General features: G+C 45.4%; 8 protein-coding genes and 5 tRNA genes. 10 read left to right on the top strand and 3 right to left on the bottom strand.

Annotation, left to right across the window (positions count from 1 at the left end; all coding sequences use genetic code 11):
- The first annotated feature begins 221 nt into the window (after nt 1-221).
- Together KIH41_RS12130 and KIH41_RS12125 are read left to right on the top strand one after the other, a co-directional pair.
- The gene (locus KIH41_RS12130) at nt 222-7,853 is read left to right on the top strand and encodes a T9SS type B sorting domain-containing protein (RefSeq protein WP_214162553.1); all 7,632 of its coding nucleotides are present in this window, start codon (nt 222-224) and stop codon (nt 7,851-7,853) included.
- Between the two features lie 553 nt (nt 7,854-8,406).
- A complete protein-coding gene (locus KIH41_RS12125) occupies nt 8,407-9,432 on the top strand; it encodes a PorP/SprF family type IX secretion system membrane protein (RefSeq protein ID WP_213944448.1) in 1,026 nt (341 codons plus the stop codon).
- 96 nt (nt 9,433-9,528) lie between these two features.
- Here KIH41_RS12125 and KIH41_RS12120 read toward each other — a convergent pair whose 3' ends face one another.
- Nucleotides 9,529-10,068: an RNA methyltransferase gene (locus tag KIH41_RS12120; protein ID WP_214162552.1), complete on the bottom strand. Its 540-nt coding sequence runs from the start codon at nt 10,066-10,068 to the stop codon at nt 9,529-9,531.
- Between the two features lie 81 nt (nt 10,069-10,149).
- Here KIH41_RS12120 and mutS point away from each other — a divergent pair, with 81 nt between their 5' ends.
- The 7 genes from mutS to KIH41_RS12085 all read left to right on the top strand — a co-directional run bounded on the left by mutS (nt 10,150) and on the right by KIH41_RS12085 (nt 14,640).
- Nucleotides 10,150-12,750: a DNA mismatch repair protein MutS gene (gene mutS, locus KIH41_RS12115; protein WP_213944450.1), complete on the top strand. Its 2,601-nt coding sequence runs from the start codon at nt 10,150-10,152 to the stop codon at nt 12,748-12,750.
- A gap of 58 nt (nt 12,751-12,808) precedes the next feature.
- On the top strand, nt 12,809-13,603 hold the full coding sequence (locus KIH41_RS12110; protein ID WP_213944451.1) for a helix-turn-helix domain-containing protein: 795 nt from the start codon (nt 12,809-12,811) through the stop codon (nt 13,601-13,603).
- 150 nt (nt 13,604-13,753) lie between these two features.
- Nucleotides 13,754-13,826: transfer RNA gene (locus KIH41_RS12105), tRNA-Gly, on the top strand.
- Between the two features lie 56 nt (nt 13,827-13,882).
- Nucleotides 13,883-13,966 (top strand) — tRNA-Leu (locus KIH41_RS12100).
- 254 nt (nt 13,967-14,220) lie between these two features.
- Nucleotides 14,221-14,296, top strand: a tRNA-Gly gene (locus KIH41_RS12095).
- 101 nt (nt 14,297-14,397) lie between these two features.
- Nucleotides 14,398-14,469, top strand: a tRNA-Gly gene (locus KIH41_RS12090).
- A 99-nt stretch (nt 14,470-14,568) separates the two neighbouring features.
- Nucleotides 14,569-14,640, top strand: a tRNA-Gly gene (locus tag KIH41_RS12085).
- Between the two features lie 200 nt (nt 14,641-14,840).
- On the opposite strand, the gene KIH41_RS12080 is transcribed toward KIH41_RS12085, so the two are convergent.
- Nucleotides 14,841-15,605, bottom strand: a complete 765-nt coding sequence (locus KIH41_RS12080) for a hypothetical protein (RefSeq protein ID WP_214162551.1) — start codon at nt 15,603-15,605, stop codon at nt 14,841-14,843.
- 236 nt (nt 15,606-15,841) lie between these two features.
- Nucleotides 15,842-16,600, bottom strand: coding sequence for a superoxide dismutase (locus KIH41_RS12075; RefSeq protein WP_246539107.1), 759 nt, complete (start codon nt 16,598-16,600; stop codon nt 15,842-15,844).
- Between the two features lie 210 nt (nt 16,601-16,810).
- Here KIH41_RS12075 and dapF point away from each other — a divergent pair, with 210 nt between their 5' ends.
- Nucleotides 16,811-17,587 (top strand): diaminopimelate epimerase, encoded by a 777-nt coding sequence (dapF, locus tag KIH41_RS12070; protein ID WP_213944453.1) that lies wholly within the window; start codon nt 16,811-16,813, stop codon nt 17,585-17,587.
- Nucleotides 17,588-17,626: the final 39 nt, after the last annotated feature.

Raw genomic sequence — 17,626 nt, 5'->3', positions numbered from 1 at the left:
GGTAAACCGATAATTGCAGTTTTTTAATATTATTTGTTGCGTTTAAAAACTTTATTCTTTTAATTTATTAAAAATCAGGCTATTGAAGAATATCATTTTATGTAATACGAATTGCATAAAATAAAATAGGTAATCACAAAAAGCTTTATTTTTTCTTTAAAATTCAAAAATTCATATAGGAACTGTGCTAAAATAGTTGGCTTTTACCAGAGTCTGTGACCATGAAGCTACATATTAATCGAAACTGGATCTTAATCTGGATGGCTGTGATTTTTTTCAGCCTGATACAGAATTCGTATGGGCAAGTTTCAATTATTAGAACATCTATTGATGACTGTTTGCAGGAAACCACACTGGTAGCTACTGGTGAAGGGCCGATTACTTTTAGGTATCTGCGTGATGGGGTTTTGGAGGCTGAGGATGTAGTGGCAAGCCCTGATGCTAACAATTATTATATTTCCTCCAAAGTGGTTCCAGACGGGAGTTATATAGTTGAAGCTATTGATAGGCATGGCAATAAAGCCACTCGAAGCTTAAATGTAAATATTGTCAATCCGGTAGGGGTGGAAATAGTGACCGTTATCGATGCTAACTGTAACGGGGTAGCTAATGGTCAGGCTATTTTGAATATCAGCAGTAACCTGAATTTTACTGTAAAATTATTTGATAAATCTAATCCGACTGAACTGATCCCGGAGTATGAAAATACGGGTCAGCTAAATAATATTCCTGCAGGCGAATATATAGTGGAAGTCAGGGACATCGCAGGATGTGTGGCCTTTGCCGAAATCATCATCGAAGAACCCGAGCCGCTCGAGCAGGCCGATGGCAACGGCCCTGAGGTGACGCATCCTGTATGTGAAAATGACCTTGGTTCCGCCACTACGCGAATCCTTGGTGGAAACGGTCCTGAATTTGGCTACCAATTGTGGAAAGATGGGGCGCTCTATCGCGATAACCGCCAGACTCAAAACAACGGGCAGATTACCGAAACCGACCTTGAGCCAGGGACCTATTTCTTCAGGGTTTTTACTGATCAGGCTACCGATGATACCTGCTTTGAAGACTATGCTTTCCAGATCGTCTATGCCCCCAAGTTTACTATCCAATCCGCTCCCACAGCTATCACTTGTTATGGAGAAGATGATGGTTCTGCCAGGTTGACCCTTTCGGGCACATTGGATGCTCCTTTCTCCTACAGCATAAATGGCGGAGCAGCCGCTCAGCACAATAGCGTCGATCCTTTATATTTAACCGGTCTGGAGCCAGGAAACTATACAGTTGCCATCACCGACGCTGACGGTTGCCAGATGAGCACCACTTTTTCCATTATCGAACCCGCCGAACTTGGCGTAAATGTGGAATTGGTAAACGATGTCTGCTTTGACAGCGTGGATGGCGCTATCCGGGTAAGGGCACAGGGAGGCACAGCTCCATATATGTTCAGCCTGGAAAATAATTTTGCCGGACTTCTTCCTTCATCCTCTTCTGCCGAGACTTTTGAGGATCTTGCTCCAGGTAGCTATACCGTGTATGTCATGGATGCAAATGGCTGTCTGACCAATACTGACATAATACAAGTGAGGGAGCCGGAAATGGATATCAGCTACACCCTGATTGACCTTACCGACCCCAATTGCCCGGAAGCGGCAAGCGGGTCTATCGAGATAGAGGCAGTTGGCGGCTGGGGAGCCCCTTGGACCTACGAGTGGGTGAGGACTGGTTCCACAAACGTGTTGAGTCAAACCCAAAAACTGGAAAATGTACCTGCCGGTGACTATACCCTAACTTTGATAGATGCCAACGGTTGCCACGAAACATTCGAATTTACCCTTACCGATCCCGAGAGCCCTATTATCGAGGAGTTGAGTTCAGAACCAACCAGTTGTCATGGTGATAGAGATGGGTCTATTTTTGTGCGGCTTCAAGGCTCAGAACCCTATTTGATTGGGCTGAACGGTGAGGAATATATGGGAACTGAGGCTGAATTTACCGGTCTTGAGGCTGGCGAATATACCGTTACAATTCAGATTGCAGAAGGCTGTATGCTCTACAGGGATATCACCGTGGGGCAGCCTGACCCTTTGGTCATTATTTATGACAATAACATAAGCCCTTTACTTTGTTATAATGACCAAGATGGAGGTGTTGCCGGACTCCGCGTGGAGGGCGGCAACCCTTCTTATGACTATCAATGGGAAAAGCAGCTTCCAGGTGGGCAGTGGGAATCTCTGGCCGGTGAAACTTCAATTGACATTTCCGGATTGGGTGAAGGGACTTACCGTTTGGTGGTGACCGATAGAAATGACTGTGAAATAATCTCTAACCCATTCACCTTTGAGGCGCCAAGCCGACTTGATTACTTGGAGCATGCCACTACTGACCCGCTTTGTTTTGGAGAAACGGGCTCCGTTGAAATTTCCCTGGAAGGAGGCACAGCTCCCTATTACTATTCATTTGAAGGAAATAATTACCAAAGGTTGGGGCAAAACGGTCGGATTGACGGTCTCGCCGCTGGAAATTACGAGCTGCACATCAGAGATGAAAATGGCTGCACCCTTCCCCAGACCATCAGTTTTGCCATCAACCAGCCAGAGGAAATAAGGCTCGAGGAATTAAATCCAATCTTGCCAACCTGTGAAGGCGGCAATGATGGAGGTTTTGAGGCGACAGTCACAGGCGGCTCATCCCAGATTTTGACATATGAGTGGTTTTTGCAGGGCTATCCAAATCAGGTTTTAGGTACTTCTTTAACTATTGACGGGCTGCAGGATGGGAATTATTTTTTGAGAGTCATTGATCCAGGAAATGTCAATTGTTATAAAATCTTCGGTCCCTTTGCTATTGAATCCCCTCCGGCCATACAGGCTAATGTGAGGATCACCGATGTGGTTTGCCAAGGTGATGAGAGCGGGGTTTTGGATATCCAAAGCATTACCGGTGGAAATTTGGCTGATGGAGGAGATTACCAAGTGACATGGACCGGGCCGATTGGGACTTCCTCCGAAAGGACCCTTACTGCCCTGCCTGCAGGAACATACGAACTTACCATCACCGACGGCAATACTTGCTTGTTTGAGCAAACCTATACGGTCAACGAACCTGAAAACCGGCTTACGATAAATACACCGGAAGTAACTCAGCCTGGTTGCTCTGGCAGTGAAAATGGCAGGATTGAAATTACGGCAAGCAATGGAGTAGGAAATTACGATTACTCCTGGCAGTATTTCAACGAGGACACTCAGGAATTTGAAATAATTCCTAGTCAAACCTCCCGAATCTTAAGCCAAAACGTAAAAGCCGGGACCTATTTGGTGACTGTTGCCGATGGATTCTGTGAGGCGCAAGAAACCATTGAGGTTAGCCAGCCCGAAGAACTTCAGGTGGTACTTTCCCAAAAAGAGGGCATCAGTTGTTTTGACCGAAACGATGGCTTTATAGAAGTGGACATCCTTGGCGGCAGCGGCGATTACCAATTCAGATGGTCCAATGGCCAGACCAATCAGAACATTTACGACTTAAGACCAGGTAACTACACCCTGGAGGTATTTGATGCCAATGGCTGTAAGGCCACTTCCGAAACCTTTAACATTGCCCCGCTTCCCCGTCCTTCCATTCAGTTGTTGGATAAGAGCGATGTAGTGTGTGAGGAAAACAGTGGAAAGCTTCAGATAGGCTTGGGCAATGGGCTTGATGCCGCTGATTTCAATATTCATTGGCTAAACCTGCAGACCAATGAGCAGTTTGGCCAGAACCAGACTACAGTTGAGGGCCTAAATGTGGGATTCTATCAGGTTTTTGTGTCGGCTGGGGAAGACTGTGTGGTTGACCGGGTGCTCAGAATTGAAGGGCCGGAATCTCCACTTACCATTTTGACTTCTCAGGTGGATCCAACCTGCCCTGAACAAGAGGGAGCTATTTACTTGAATGCTTCCGGAGGGTTTGCCCCGTATGACTATTTTTATAAAATAAATGAAAGCGATAACTGGTCACCATTGAGTGGGTCAGTATTGACTTCACTTGATGCGGGTGATTATCTTGTCATGGTAAAAGATGCAAAAGGTTGCGAAGATGACAGTACCCTGACCATCACCCAGCCAAATGCCCCGTCATTTTCGGCCAGTAAGGTGCAGGATGTCTCCTGCTACGGGGGGAATGATGGAGTAATCGATTTTTCGGTGACCGGCGCTTCGCATCAATGGTATAAAAGGCTTCCTGGCCAAAATCCACAGCCGATTGCCGATAATCAATTGGATGAGTTGGAGGCAGGTACCTACTTTATGGAGGTGACTTTTGCTGAAAACTGTACCGAAAGGACCAATGATATCATCATTCAGCAGCCAAACGTCATTCAGGCATCCTTGTTGGCAACCCAGTTAGTCTGCTATGATGACTTGGGCAGGGTCACCTTTACGGTTTCCGGAGGGAAATCCGGGAAATCCTTACAGCTAATTTCGGGCTCAGAGGTAATCGATATCAAGGAAAATCTTTTTGAAGGTAACTTCACTTTCAGGGATTTGGCACCAGGTGATTATGAGCTTTTATTGACGGATGAAGGTTGTGGCCAAACGGCCCATGTATTTACCATCCACGAGGTTTTGGAGCCTACTTTTGCCGATGTGGAATTTGATGACATTACCTGCCGTGGTGCCCACGATGGCGTTATCCGCGTGCTTGACCCTCAAGTTGAAAGTGGCCGAAACTTCACGGTTCGGATCAACGGGCAGGCAATGCCAGCGGGTCAAACGGTATTCACTGGGCTTGCACCGGGGCAGTACAATGTAGCGCTGGTTGATTCGGAAGGTTGTGGGCAGCAGTCGAAAAGCTTCACCATTAGCCAGCCAGAAGATTTGGAGCTGGAACGCTTCGACTTTGAAGATCCAACCTGTTTTGAGGGTGACGAGGGCTGGTTGAAGTTTAGAGTCTCTGGCGGAAATGGAAATTATGAAGCCAAGCTCCTTCACAAAGATTCCGGTGAGGAACTAACGCTTTCCGGCTTATCTGCCAGTGCCACGCATGAATTTGAAAACCTTCGTCAAGGGGAATACCTGTTTACACTTGTGGATGAAAAACTCTGTGGCATTGAACGGGAGTTTGAACTTGGCCAACCCGATGGCTTTACCGTTGCGGTGAATCCCGGTACCATCATCTGTATCGGTGGAGAAACTACCGCCCAAGTGAATTTTGAAGGCGGCACAGCCCCCTTCATTATGGAACTGACCAGAAATGGAGAAGCTTTTGAAACCTATACATTTAACCAAAGAATCAATACCATTTTCAACCTTCCTTATGGTCGATATGACTATGAGGTGACCGATGGGGAAAATTGCTTAGTATTGAAGGATAGTTTTGAGCTTGAGGATGGAGAGAAGATTGAAGTGGAGGCTGATATAATTCCTGTTTCTTGTAGGAACAATATGGATGGAAAACTAATCATAAAAGCTAGTGGCAGCAAGCGAGATGGTCAACTCAATTACTCTTATTTTGTCAATGGTCAGCAGATTTTTGAAAATGAATTGAATGTGCGGGCGGGTAGATATACCATAAAAGCAGGTATTGGAAACTCAACCGTGGGATATTGTGAGTCAGAGTCTATTGAGGTAGTGGTAGGGGTGACCGATCCTATTCTGGTTAAGGAAGAAATCATTGACGTTTCCTGCCGTGGGGGAGATGATGGTTCCATTCTTTTAGAAGTTACAGGCGGAACCCCATTTGAGGGAGACTCTCCATACCGATACCATTGGGATCATACAGATGAAGATACGCCGTTTTTGGAAGGTCTTACAGCTGGGCTTTATCGGGTTGAAGTTGAGGATTTTAGAGAATGTAGAAGCAATTATCTAAGCTTCTATGTTGGTCAGCCCGAGGAGGAACTTTTGGTGGTGGCGACCCCTAATTACATTCTTTGTAATGAAGATGGCGAACTCTCCATCACTCTCGAAGTGAGCGGCGGCACACCTGATTACACTTATGAGTGGTCAAATGGCGCCACCACCAAGGATATTTTTGGAATCGAGCCGGGCATGTATGAGGTGACCGTAACAGATGATAAAGGATGTACGGAAACCATCACCGTAGATTTGCCAAATCCTGCCCCATCTCTTGAAATTGAATCTGACGGCAAGCTTATTCTCTGCAGTCCCCAAGAAAGGGGGAATGTTCAGCTTACGGTAAATGGTGGCACAGGCAATTATACCTACAAATGGTCAAATGGCTCTCAGGCCTCCAACCTGATCAATCTTCCTGCTGGAGATTATACTGTAATAGTGAAAGACACCGAGACCGGATGTGAAGCCGAGCACACCGTAGAGATTGTCATTGCCGATCCAATAATCGTTGAAACCGTGGAATTGGAGCCGATTTCCTGTTACGGTATGCGGGACGGTAGGATATCCGTCAATGTATCAGGTGGATTGGGAGACCTGCTACTTTCCTGGAGGTTTGGCGATCCGCAAACTGGCGTCCAGTCACCTTTATATGAATTTGACGGTGCTACTGAGTTGACCAACCTTAAGCCGGGTAATTACATATTGGATGTTGAAGGAGAGGGTGGCTGTAGAACTTCACGTGTGTACACGGTGACTGATCGTGCCCCATTAAACATTGTGCCTTCTCATCAAAACCCAACCTGTAACGATAGCGAAAATGGTTCGATAAATTTGGAAGTCACGGGTGGAAGCGGGGCTTACACCTACCGTTGGGAAAATCTTGACAACCCGGATCATTGGATCAAGGACCGTACAACTTCTGGCATATCTGGTTTGGAGACGGGCCGGTACCGTGTAAGGGTTGAGGACGGTAGCTGCTCCATCAGCGAGATCATACAGATCCAAGCCCCTGAGGAATTAACGATTACTTCTTCCCATACGGAAATGCTGGCTTGTAACGGGGCTAAAAATGGTGTCATCAATAATGTCATCAGCGGCGGGGTGCAGGATTATACGATTGAATGGTCAGATGCTTCCAACATAAAAACCTGGAATAGGGTGGATCTGGAAAAGGGAGAATATACGCTTCTTGTGACTGATAAAAACGGTTGTACCATCAGCAAAACCTACATCATCGATGAGCCTGAGCCATTGGTGGCTGATTTGTTCACCAGGATTGATGTGGATTGTGAGACGCGGGAAGTGGTTGGTACGGCTTGGGTGACCATCGCCGGAGGTACCGGTGAATATGAAATCCAGTGGAGCAGTGGGGAGAAAAATGTCCGCGAAGTGACTTTCAATAGCCCGGATGACATCTCCGTTTTTGTAAGAGACAAGAGAGGTTGCAACATTGACCTGTCGAGGGTGATCGATTTCCCGCCTGTGTTTGCCGATGCTGATTTCACTTATTCTGTGATCAGTTTGGATATGGAGGGAGAAATTTTGGTCAATGATCCGATTCAGTTTAATGACGAAAGTGAGGGCCACATTATCGCCTGGGATTGGGATTTTGGAGATGGCAACAAGAGCAGTGAGCAAAACCCGAAACACACCTATTCTGGCCCTGGTACTTATGAAATTGCGCTGCGGGTATATGATGAATATGGTTGCAGTACATTGAGCCGCATTGAGGTGGAGGTGACCGACTCTTACAGAATACTCATTCCAAATGCCTTTACACCAAATGGGGATGGCCTGAATGATACCTTCATGCCGAAATTTAGGGGCTTGTCGGATTTCGAGATGCATATTTTCAACACCTGGGGCGAGTTGCTATACACCACCACCTCCATGGAAGATCCGGGATGGAATGGTTTCCACCAAGGAAAGCCAAGTCCAAACGGGAACTACGTCTACAAAATCTACTACACCACCCGCGAAGGCAAACGCTCCAGCCGCTCCGGCGTATTCTTGCTTATCAATTAACAAAACCAGCCCTGTCTCCTCCAAGTGAGACAGGGCTAGGGTTTTTTTATCCTTATTGTGGCTTTACTAACATTTCTCTACGAAGAGGAAAACTCCCCGAAACTCCTATTAAACTCCGCGAAACTCCGCGTCCCTTTTCTTCGTAAAACAAAAGTTTTTTCCATCCTTCCCACTTTCAATAAAACCCCAAAAAAAGCACCTCATCTCCAGATAATTGTTTATTGCATAATTTTTAGAAAAATTATGTTTTTCGATGTTCTGTTTCGCTGGAAAATAAATCAATTAATATTTTGCAAAAACCAATAATCTTTCATTATTTACTATGAATCAGATGATTATAGAAATATCATTTAGGGGTATATGAAAAACATAAAATTTTATTCCTAAAGATGAAATGCAAATATTCCGATTTATAGTACATAATTTAAACCTTGAATAATTAAGAATTGCAAGAGTAAAAGTAGGCCGGCAGAGAGTGTTGGTAAAGAGTATTTTTTTAAAGACTTCTAGTTTGTTCACCGCTTACTGGAAGGATTACTTAACCACCGTGAAGATGAAAAAAATTCTATTACTCATTTTACTTTTAGGCACCGCCTTTCAGGCAGCGGCCCAGGATGTGCAATACTCACAGTTTTATGCCAATCCTATGTACCTAAATCCTGCCTTTGCGGGATCTTCGGAGGTGACCCGCGTGGGGGTAAATTACCGTAACCAATGGCCAGGGCTGGACCATTCCTTCAATTCCTACACCGCCTATATAGACCACTACATGTTTGATATCAACAGTGGGATAGGCTTGATTTTCAATGGCAACAGAGAGAGCATGGCCCATTTAAGCACCATGGAGGTGGGAGCCATTTATTCCTATAGGGTAAGGCTTAACATGAATACCTTCCTGCGTTTTGGCGGCCAGGTGAGTTATGTTGGCAGGGATGTAAACTTCAACAATCTGGTTTTCGGTTCCCAGCTGGACATTCACCGCGGTGCTATTGATGATTTTAGCGGTGAACTGCTGGGAACGGACAGTAGGCACAGGTTTGCAGATTTCAATTTTGGGATGCTGCTCAACGGGGAAACCTACTGGGTGGGGATCTCCGGTCACCATGTCACCCAGCCCAACCAGAGTTTTTTGGATGACAACATCAGCCGTCTGCCCATGAAACTTTCCGCACACGGCGGAATTCGCTTTGATTTGGGAAACGGCAGTATCAACAACTTCTTTAGCAATTCCAGGCAGGAAAGGGAGATTTCCTTTGCTTTCAATGTAAAACATCAGGATCCTTTCAACCAATTGGATATCGGTACCCAGATTTATCTGCAACCTATGGTAATGGGGCTGTGGTATAGAGGTTTGCCCTCCAAATATTCTCTGCCTAACAATGAATCCATCGTGGCGCTTTTCGGCTTTTCGCTTGATAGTGGAGTCGATATCGGATACAGCTTTGACTTTACCACTTCAAAGCTTGGTCTTATCAATGCCGGAGGAGCACATGAGATTTCCATCCGATATAGCTTCCTTTTCGGAGACCCTAACCAAAGGGACCGCCGAAGCAGGATCATCCCATGTTTCAGATATTAAAAACAGTGTGTGGTTAACTTTTTTATCTAGGTGAACAAATTGTCCTGAATTAATCCTCGGACAATTGGATGCCCGGGCCGAAAGGTCCGGGTTTTTCTATTTCCCCAAAACCCCCATTTTACTGACCAAATCCCAAATCACAATCCCCATGGTAACCGAAATATTCAGGGAATGCTTGGTTCCCAGCTGGGGGATTTCGATGACCTTGTCGGAAGCTTGGATCACCTCCTGCTCTACCCCAAACACCTCATTGCCAAATACCATGGCGTATTTTTGTCCCTCTTCAGGCTGAAATTCATGAAGCATTTGGCTTTTGTCCACCTGCTCAATGGCCAGGATTTGATAGCCCTCCTGCTTGAGCTTTTCCACAGCCTCCAGGGTAGATGGCAAATGCTCCCAATCTACCGATTCGGTGGCGCCCAAAGCGGTTTTCTGGATTTCCCTGTGCGGGGGAGTACCTGTAATGCCACAAAGCATGATTTTTTCCAAGCGAAAAGCATCCGCGGTACGGAATGACGACCCCACATTATTTAGGCTCCTCACATTATCTAGTACCAATACCAGGGGCGTTTTGTCCTTTTGCTTGTATTCTTCGACAGACAGACGGTTTAATTCGTCCATACTTAATTTTTTCATCTGCTTTTTGATTAAAAACCTTTAATTTCAAGGTTTAAATTGAACCTCAAAATTAGCACAAAGAATTAAATCCCCCTTAAAATGGCCAAAACCAAATCCAAAGAAACCCCTTTGATGAAGCAATATAATGCCATAAAAGCCAAGCACCCTGGCGCATTGTTATTGTTTAGGGTGGGTGACTTTTATGAAACCTTTGGGGAGGATGCCATCAAGGCTAGCAAGATTCTGGACATTGTGCTCACCAAGAGGGCAAACGGCTCAGCCTCCCATATCGAACTGGCAGGTTTCCCCCACCATTCTCTCGATTCTTACTTGCCCAAGTTGGTTCGAGCGGGAAATAGAGTGGCGATTTGCGATCAATTGGAGGACCCGAAAGAGGTAAAAGGGATCGTCAAAAGAGGTGTCACGGAATTAGTGACCCCCGGTCTTTCCTTCAACGATAATGTGCTGGATAAGCGCCGAAACAATTATTTGGCTTCCATAAAATTCGGCAAAACCGAGCATGGGCTGGCTTTCTTGGACCTTTCCACCGGGGAGTTTATGACCAGTCAGGGAAGTACTTCCTATATAGAAAAGCTGCTTCAGAGCTTTGCCCCTTCTGAGGTAATTTATTCCAAGGCCCAAAAAAGCAGTGCTGCTGAGATTTTAAAAGACCAATTCAACACTTTTCACTGCGAAGACTGGGTCTATCAGTATGATTATGCCTATGAAAAACTGACTGAACACTTTCAGACCAGCAGTCTAAAAGGTTTTGGTATTGAAAACTTGGATGAAGGCATAGTGGCCGCCGGAGCCATTCTGTATTATTTGGAAGAAACCGAACACAAAGAGGTCAAGCATATCGCCTCCATCTCCAGGATCGCTGAGGAAAAATTCGTTTGGCTGGATAAGTTTACCATCCGCAACCTGGAGTTGGTTTATTCGCAGCAGGAAGGTGGGGTTCCATTAATTCAGATTTTGGACCAATCGGTCACCCCAATGGGTTCGAGGTTGATGAAAAAGTGGATGGTGCTGCCGCTAAAGGAAAAAGAGCAGATTGAGGAACGGTTAAATGTCGTGGAGTATTTCTCCAAGGAAAGCGAAATGAGTGAAGAGATCCTGGGGCATTTGAAGCACATTGGGGATTTGGAAAGGCTGATTTCCAAAGTAGCCGTGGGTAGGATCAACCCGCGGGAAATGAATCAGCTGAAAAGAGCGCTCAAAAGCACGCTGCCCATTAAGGAGTTGCTCAAAAAGCAAAAGAACCCATCCCTCAAGAAAATAGCTGACCAGATCAATTCCTGCGAGTTTTTGCTGGAAAAGATAGAAAATGAACTTCTCGAGGATGCCCCTATGCTCACCCACCAGGGCGGCGTGATCAAAAACGGTGTGGATCCCGATTTGGATGAATACAGGAGGCTGGCCAATTCCGGTAAGGATTACCTGCTTCAGATGCAGCAGAGGGAAATACAAAAAACCGGTATTTCTTCTCTTAAAGTAGCCTATAATAAAGTGTTTGGATACTACCTGGAAGTCTCCAATACCCATAAAGCCAAAGTTCCCGCAGAGTGGATCAGAAAGCAGACGCTGGTAAATGCGGAGCGATATATCACCGAGGAACTGAAAGTTTATGAGGAAAAAATCCTGAATGCCGAAGAAAGGCTGATTTCCTTAGAGCAAAAATACTTCATGCTGTTGGTGCAGGATGCGGCCGAATATGTGGCCAGTATCCAGCAAAACGCCAGGATGCTGGCCATGGTGGATTGCTTGTTGTCTTTTGCCCAGGTGGCCCAAGCCAACAATTATTGTAGACCCAAATGCAGCGATACAGATGTGATCGAAATAAAAGATGGTAGGCATCCGGTGATCGAAAGACAGCTGGGGATCGGGGAGGAGTATGTTCCCAATGATATATACCTTGATCACTCCAGCCAGCAGATCATCATTATCACCGGACCCAACATGGCCGGTAAATCGGCCCTTTTGAGGCAGACCGCCTTAATCGTGTTGATGGCCCAGATGGGTAGTTTTGTACCTGCCAGCTATGCCAGGATTGGGCTAATTGATAAGGTGTTTACCCGTGTGGGGGCATCTGATAACCTGAGTAAAGGGGAATCTACATTTATGGTCGAAATGACCGAAACGGCCAGCATCCTAAACAACCTTTCCGACAGGTCGCTCGTGCTCATGGATGAGATCGGCCGGGGTACTTCTACTTATGATGGTATATCCATAGCTTGGTCGATTGTGGAGTTTCTTCACAACCATCCAAAATTCAGGGCCAAGACGCTTTTTGCCACCCACTACCATGAGCTTAACCAATTAGCTGAAGACTTTGGGAGGGTCAAGAATTTCAACGTTTCAGTGAAGGAAGTGGGCAATAAGGTGGTCTTCATGCGTAAACTCAAGGAAGGGGGCAGTGAACACAGTTTTGGTATCCATGTGGCGCAGATGGCCGGTATGCCCAATCCGGTGGTATTGAGAGCGTCTGAGATCATGTCCCACTTGGAAAAAGATAAAAGCCTGCACCAGCAGCAGGAAAAACTGAAGGATGTTCCGAAAAACAACTATCAATTGAGCCTTTTCGAAATAGATCCAAAGTTTAAGGAAATTCAGGAAACGATCGAAAAACTTGATATTAATACTATATCCCCAGTGGAGGCCCTTATAAAACTCAATGAAATCAAAAAAAAGCTGGAGTAATCTTATATAATTGAACGATTTTAGCTATTATAGCGCTATAGGAAGAACGAATAAGAATATGGGTGTAGAGTTATTGGAAGCGCTAAAGACTCAAGACAAGTATAGGAAGCTATTCCATGCTTGGTCAAATAGAGAGTTTGGGCGCCAGGAAAAGGAAGAGAAATTCATTCAGGAGCTTCGAGAATTCAGTGAGAAAGTAGGAGTCAAAGACAACCTGATTGTGGGAAGTTTTGATTACAGGGATTTTAGCCTCGCTTTCTTTACGGACAATATATTTGATGTGTCGGGCTTGCCGGCAGAATACTTCAAGCGGTATGGCTTGGAGGCCACCATGTCGATGTTTCATCATGAGGATAGAGAGGAAGTGCTCAAATTCCAGAAGATGAATATCGATACCTATGATTCATTAAGTCTTAATGAAAAAAAGACCTTTGGGGCGAGTTATACCTACAGGTGGATCCACAGGCTTACCGGTGAGGAGATCTGGCAGCAGACCAGTATTGTTCCCTTTATGACGGATGAAAATGGGAATATCATTTTGGACCTTCAGATTTGCATGAGATTGAATGCTCCGCCAGATCCGGCAAAGTTCCATTGGGAATTCCACTATACAGCCGATAACGGTGCGCTGATCAAAATGGCCAAACAATTTGAAGATGTGGCCAAAAACAAGCTTTCCAAACGGGAATATGAAGTGGCGCAGCTCATCGTTAATGGGGTTCAGGCGAGTGACATTGCCAAGGAATTGGGGATTAGCCCAAATACACTGGTGACGCACCGAAAGAATATCATGAAGAAATTGAAGATCAATTCTTCCTTGGAGCTTGTGAGAATAATGATGCATAAAAGCTGATAAAAAATAAGCTTCTGAAAATCAGTAAATAGGGCTTAAAAGGCGAAAATTATTGATTTTTTTTCAGCGGGGAGTTTGCAAATCAGGAAAAGTGCTATACCTTTGTATCCACAATCGCACGAGATTGAAAGCAAACAAAAAAACAAATAAGCGAAAGTAGCTCAGCTGGTAGAGCACGACCTTGCCAAGGTCGGGGTCGCGAGTTCGAATCTCGTCTTTCGCTCTAAAGCCCTTGAAAAAGGGCTTTGTTGTTTTAGCCTTTCTGTAAAAAGAAATGCTGCCGGGATGGTGGAATAGGTAGACACGCAAGACTTAAAATCTTGTGGCCGTAAGGCCGTGCGGGTTCGATTCCCGCTCCTGGTACAAAAGCCGCTCAGATCTGAGCGGCTTTTTTTTATGCCCTCCCGTCTTCCGTCTCCGGTCTTCCGTTTCCCGTCTCGTAAATACCAATCCCAATTTAAAACAGTCCAAATCCCTCGATGAATCACCATTTTTGCACTATTCAAATATTTAATATTTTTTCCGACTGTATATCAGTAGGTTGTTGGATTGGAGTCGAAAAAGTTAGGGTTGTGCCAGTTTTTGGAACCGTAATTGCATAAATGCTCAATAACAATGCGAAAGTAGCTCAGGTGGAAGAGCACAACCTTTCCAAGGTTGGGGTCGTGAGTTCGAATCTTGCCTTTCGCTCCATAGCTTGCCTTATAAGGATGCAAGCTGCTTTTTCAACTATTTTTTCAGCCATATTTAATGGCATAGGGAAACTTTTTTGAATGAGTTTTTAGTGTACAAAAGCGAAAGTAGCTCAGTGGCAGAGCACAGTCTTTCCAAGACTGGGGTCGTAAGTTCAATTCTTGCCTTTCGCTCAATACAACTTCATACGGAAGCTGTAATTTTTTAGAACTGATTTTTTGATGCCTTTTTGGCAATCTGGGATTTTTAGGGATATTTTTTAACGTACAAATGCGAAAGTAGCTCAGTGGCAGAGCACAGCCTTTCCAAGGCTGGGGTCGTAAGTTCAAATCTTGCCTTTCGCTCAATAAAAAATAGGCTGGTTTTACCGGCCTATTTTTTTTTGTCCATAGCCGTAAATTATCCAATTTTACTACTTAATCTCTAGATCTTCTCTGGTGCCTCTGCTGCTCAGTGGTTTTTTTATAATTTTCATCCCATTGACTGTAAAAACAAAAAGGCCGACTTTCGCCGGCCTTTAGGGGTGATTAGGATAAAAAAAATGTTACTTTACAAACTCCACAGAAGAGTCTAGGTTGGCTCTGATGGCGGCGTGAATGTCTCCATTCCCGTCCACGTCATTCGGTCCAATATCAATAAATCCATCAGCATCAGCATCTGTGGCAGCGGAGAAATCCACTCCATTAAACATGCTCTGCAGATCGAAATACAACCACAAGTCGGCATCTCCGTCGATGGCATAGCCTCCGGTATCTCTGGAGGTGGCTCTTAGCTCCTCTTCGGTTTCAAACCAGATTCGGGTCGGCGTGTTGTTCACTTCTCCAATGATGTAAAGGGACTTGCCATAGGCAAAATGGTCCTGCTCCACATTGGTGTTCTGATACAGATCAAAGGTAATTTCTGTGTAGGTTCCGTCGGGTGTGCGGCCTTCTCCGATCACGGCTGTTTGATGTTCGCCGTTTTGGATCAAAAGATTAGACTTTGGCTGGGAAGCGGATGTGCCCAGTTCAGCATTCAGATTGGTGGACAGGCTGATGTTGCCCAAGTTGATGCCGGCGCCAATCTCACTTTTTGCGGCATAGCGCATTTCCACATCTTGGGTGCCCACCTGAAACTCTGTCACGGACATGGCTCCTACATCCACACGGCTGTTTTCCCCACCCACATTCTGGTCAGCGGTAGCCCTCAGGGCCACACGGCTCTCTGATTCCACAGGTGTGCCGTCCTCGGTAGTCGTACAGGCAATCATGCCAAAGGCCAAGCCAAATGGCATCATTACTTTTGCGATGTTCAAAAATGATTTTTTCATAAATGTATTTGTTGGTTTATCTCCCCGATTTTTACAAATGCTATGCCACTATAGTACAATTATTTTTAGTTGGTCAAACTGGGTGTTTGCTAAGTGTCTATTTATTAGTGTTTTATATGGTGGTAAAAAATTGCTTCAAAGTCTCAATTGTACAGCGTTTAAGTACAAAAAAATAGCCTGGGAATTTGCTTTTACGCAAAACCCCAGGCTAAGTATGCTTGGATTTTAGAGTTGGGTTAGCCTTTTAGGCGCTCATATCTTTCGGAGATTTTAGCCCAATCGACCACATTCCACCAGTTGGAAATGTATTCGCCTCTCTCATTTTGATACTTCAAGTAATAAGCGTGTTCCCATACATCAATGCCCATCAGGGGAATGCCCTGGAAATCCACATCGTTCATCAGTGGGTTATCCTGGTTTGGCGTGGAGCCTACAGCGAGGTTTTTATCCCTGTCCAGTACCAGCCAGGCCCATCCAGAACCAAACCTGTCCTTGGCTTCTTCCTCGAATTTGCTCACAAACTCATCATAGCTACCAAATGAATCATTGATTGCCTGGGCCAGGTCCCCTTGGGGTTGCCCACCTCCGTCGGGAGACATGATTTTCCAAAAGAGCTCATGGTTATAATGTCCACCGCCGTTGTTTCTCATCTTGTCAGAGTAGCGAGAGATGTTCATCATCACCTCTTCCAAAGGTTTGCCGGTGTCCACATCCTCCTCTTCGGCGGCTTCCTGCAGCTTGTCGGCGTAGCTTTTGGCATGTTTGGTATAATGGATTTCCATTGTCTTGGCATCGATATGCGGCTCAAGGGCAGCAAAGCCATATGGCAGGTCTGTTTGGGTGAAGCCAGTTCGGAGGTTGTCCAGGACTGTGTCCTTTTGCGGGCCGGTGCTGCAGGCCATCAGCGCAGATCCCATCGCACTAGACCCGATTCCTATGGCCAGGGTAGCTTTGGTGGTGCGGGAAAGAAAACTCCTTCTCGAAAAATTGCTCATATTATAATTTATTTATGTTCATATTATTGCATAAAATTGTGATCCAAAACCAACGGGGCTCTCACACTAAGGTAGCCATAATTGCCCAATACAAAAAAGAGGTCGGCCATTAAGTCCGAATTTCTGACAAGTTTGGCCGTATTTTATAACTCATCCGACTTGGTTTGGTTTTTGAAAATATATTCTTCGCTTAATAATCAAAGGATTTGAATGAATTTGGAGTTCTATAAATATCAGGGTACGGGCAATGATTTTGTTATGGTGGACGATCGCCAGAATGCCTTCGGTCTACAAAACTTGCCCTTGATCAACAGCATCTGTGACCGAAAGTTTGGAGTAGGGGCAGATGGCCTGATTCTGATCAGAAATCATCCGGAATATGATTTTGAAATGGTGTACTTCAACTCTGACGGAACTCAGAGCATGTGCGGCAACGGTGCGAGATGCGCGGTTGCCTTTTCTCATTTTTTGGGGATAATCAGTGAAGAAACCCATTTCTTGGCCATCGACGGCCCGCATAAGGCAGTCTACAAAGATGATATCGTCCATCTGGAAATGAACGATGTGCCGGGCATCGCCAAGGACGGCGAGGAATATTTTCTCAATACCGGTTCCCCCCACCATGTGAAGTTTGTCGCCGACGTGGCACATTACCCCGTGGTGGAAGAAGGTGCCAACATCAGGTACAGCTCCAAATACTCCCCACGGGGCACCAATGTCAATTTTGTGGAAGTGCTGGATGACCAGGATCTTAACGTGAGGACCTATGAGCGGGGGGTGGAAAATGAGACGCTTTCCTGCGGTACCGGTGTGACGGCCTGCGCTTTGGTACATGGCAGCCTTTCTGGACAAAATCACATCCGGATCAAAACCTTAGGGGGTGCCTTGGAAGTTAAATTTAAGAAGGAGGATGAGGACCGCTTTACAGAGGTGGTGCTATCCGGTCCTGCCCGCCAGGTATTCCAAGGAAGCATTGCAATCGATTAAGAATACAAGATAAAACCATCAAAAGAGGACAATAATTTA

The organism is Litoribacter ruber (assembly GCF_018500185.1).
In the GTDB taxonomy this organism is placed as follows: Bacteria; Bacteroidota; Bacteroidia; order Cytophagales; family Cyclobacteriaceae; genus Litoribacter; species Litoribacter ruber.
Note: the sequence above shows the minus strand (reverse complement) of the source record. Positions and strands in the feature narration are given on the sequence as shown.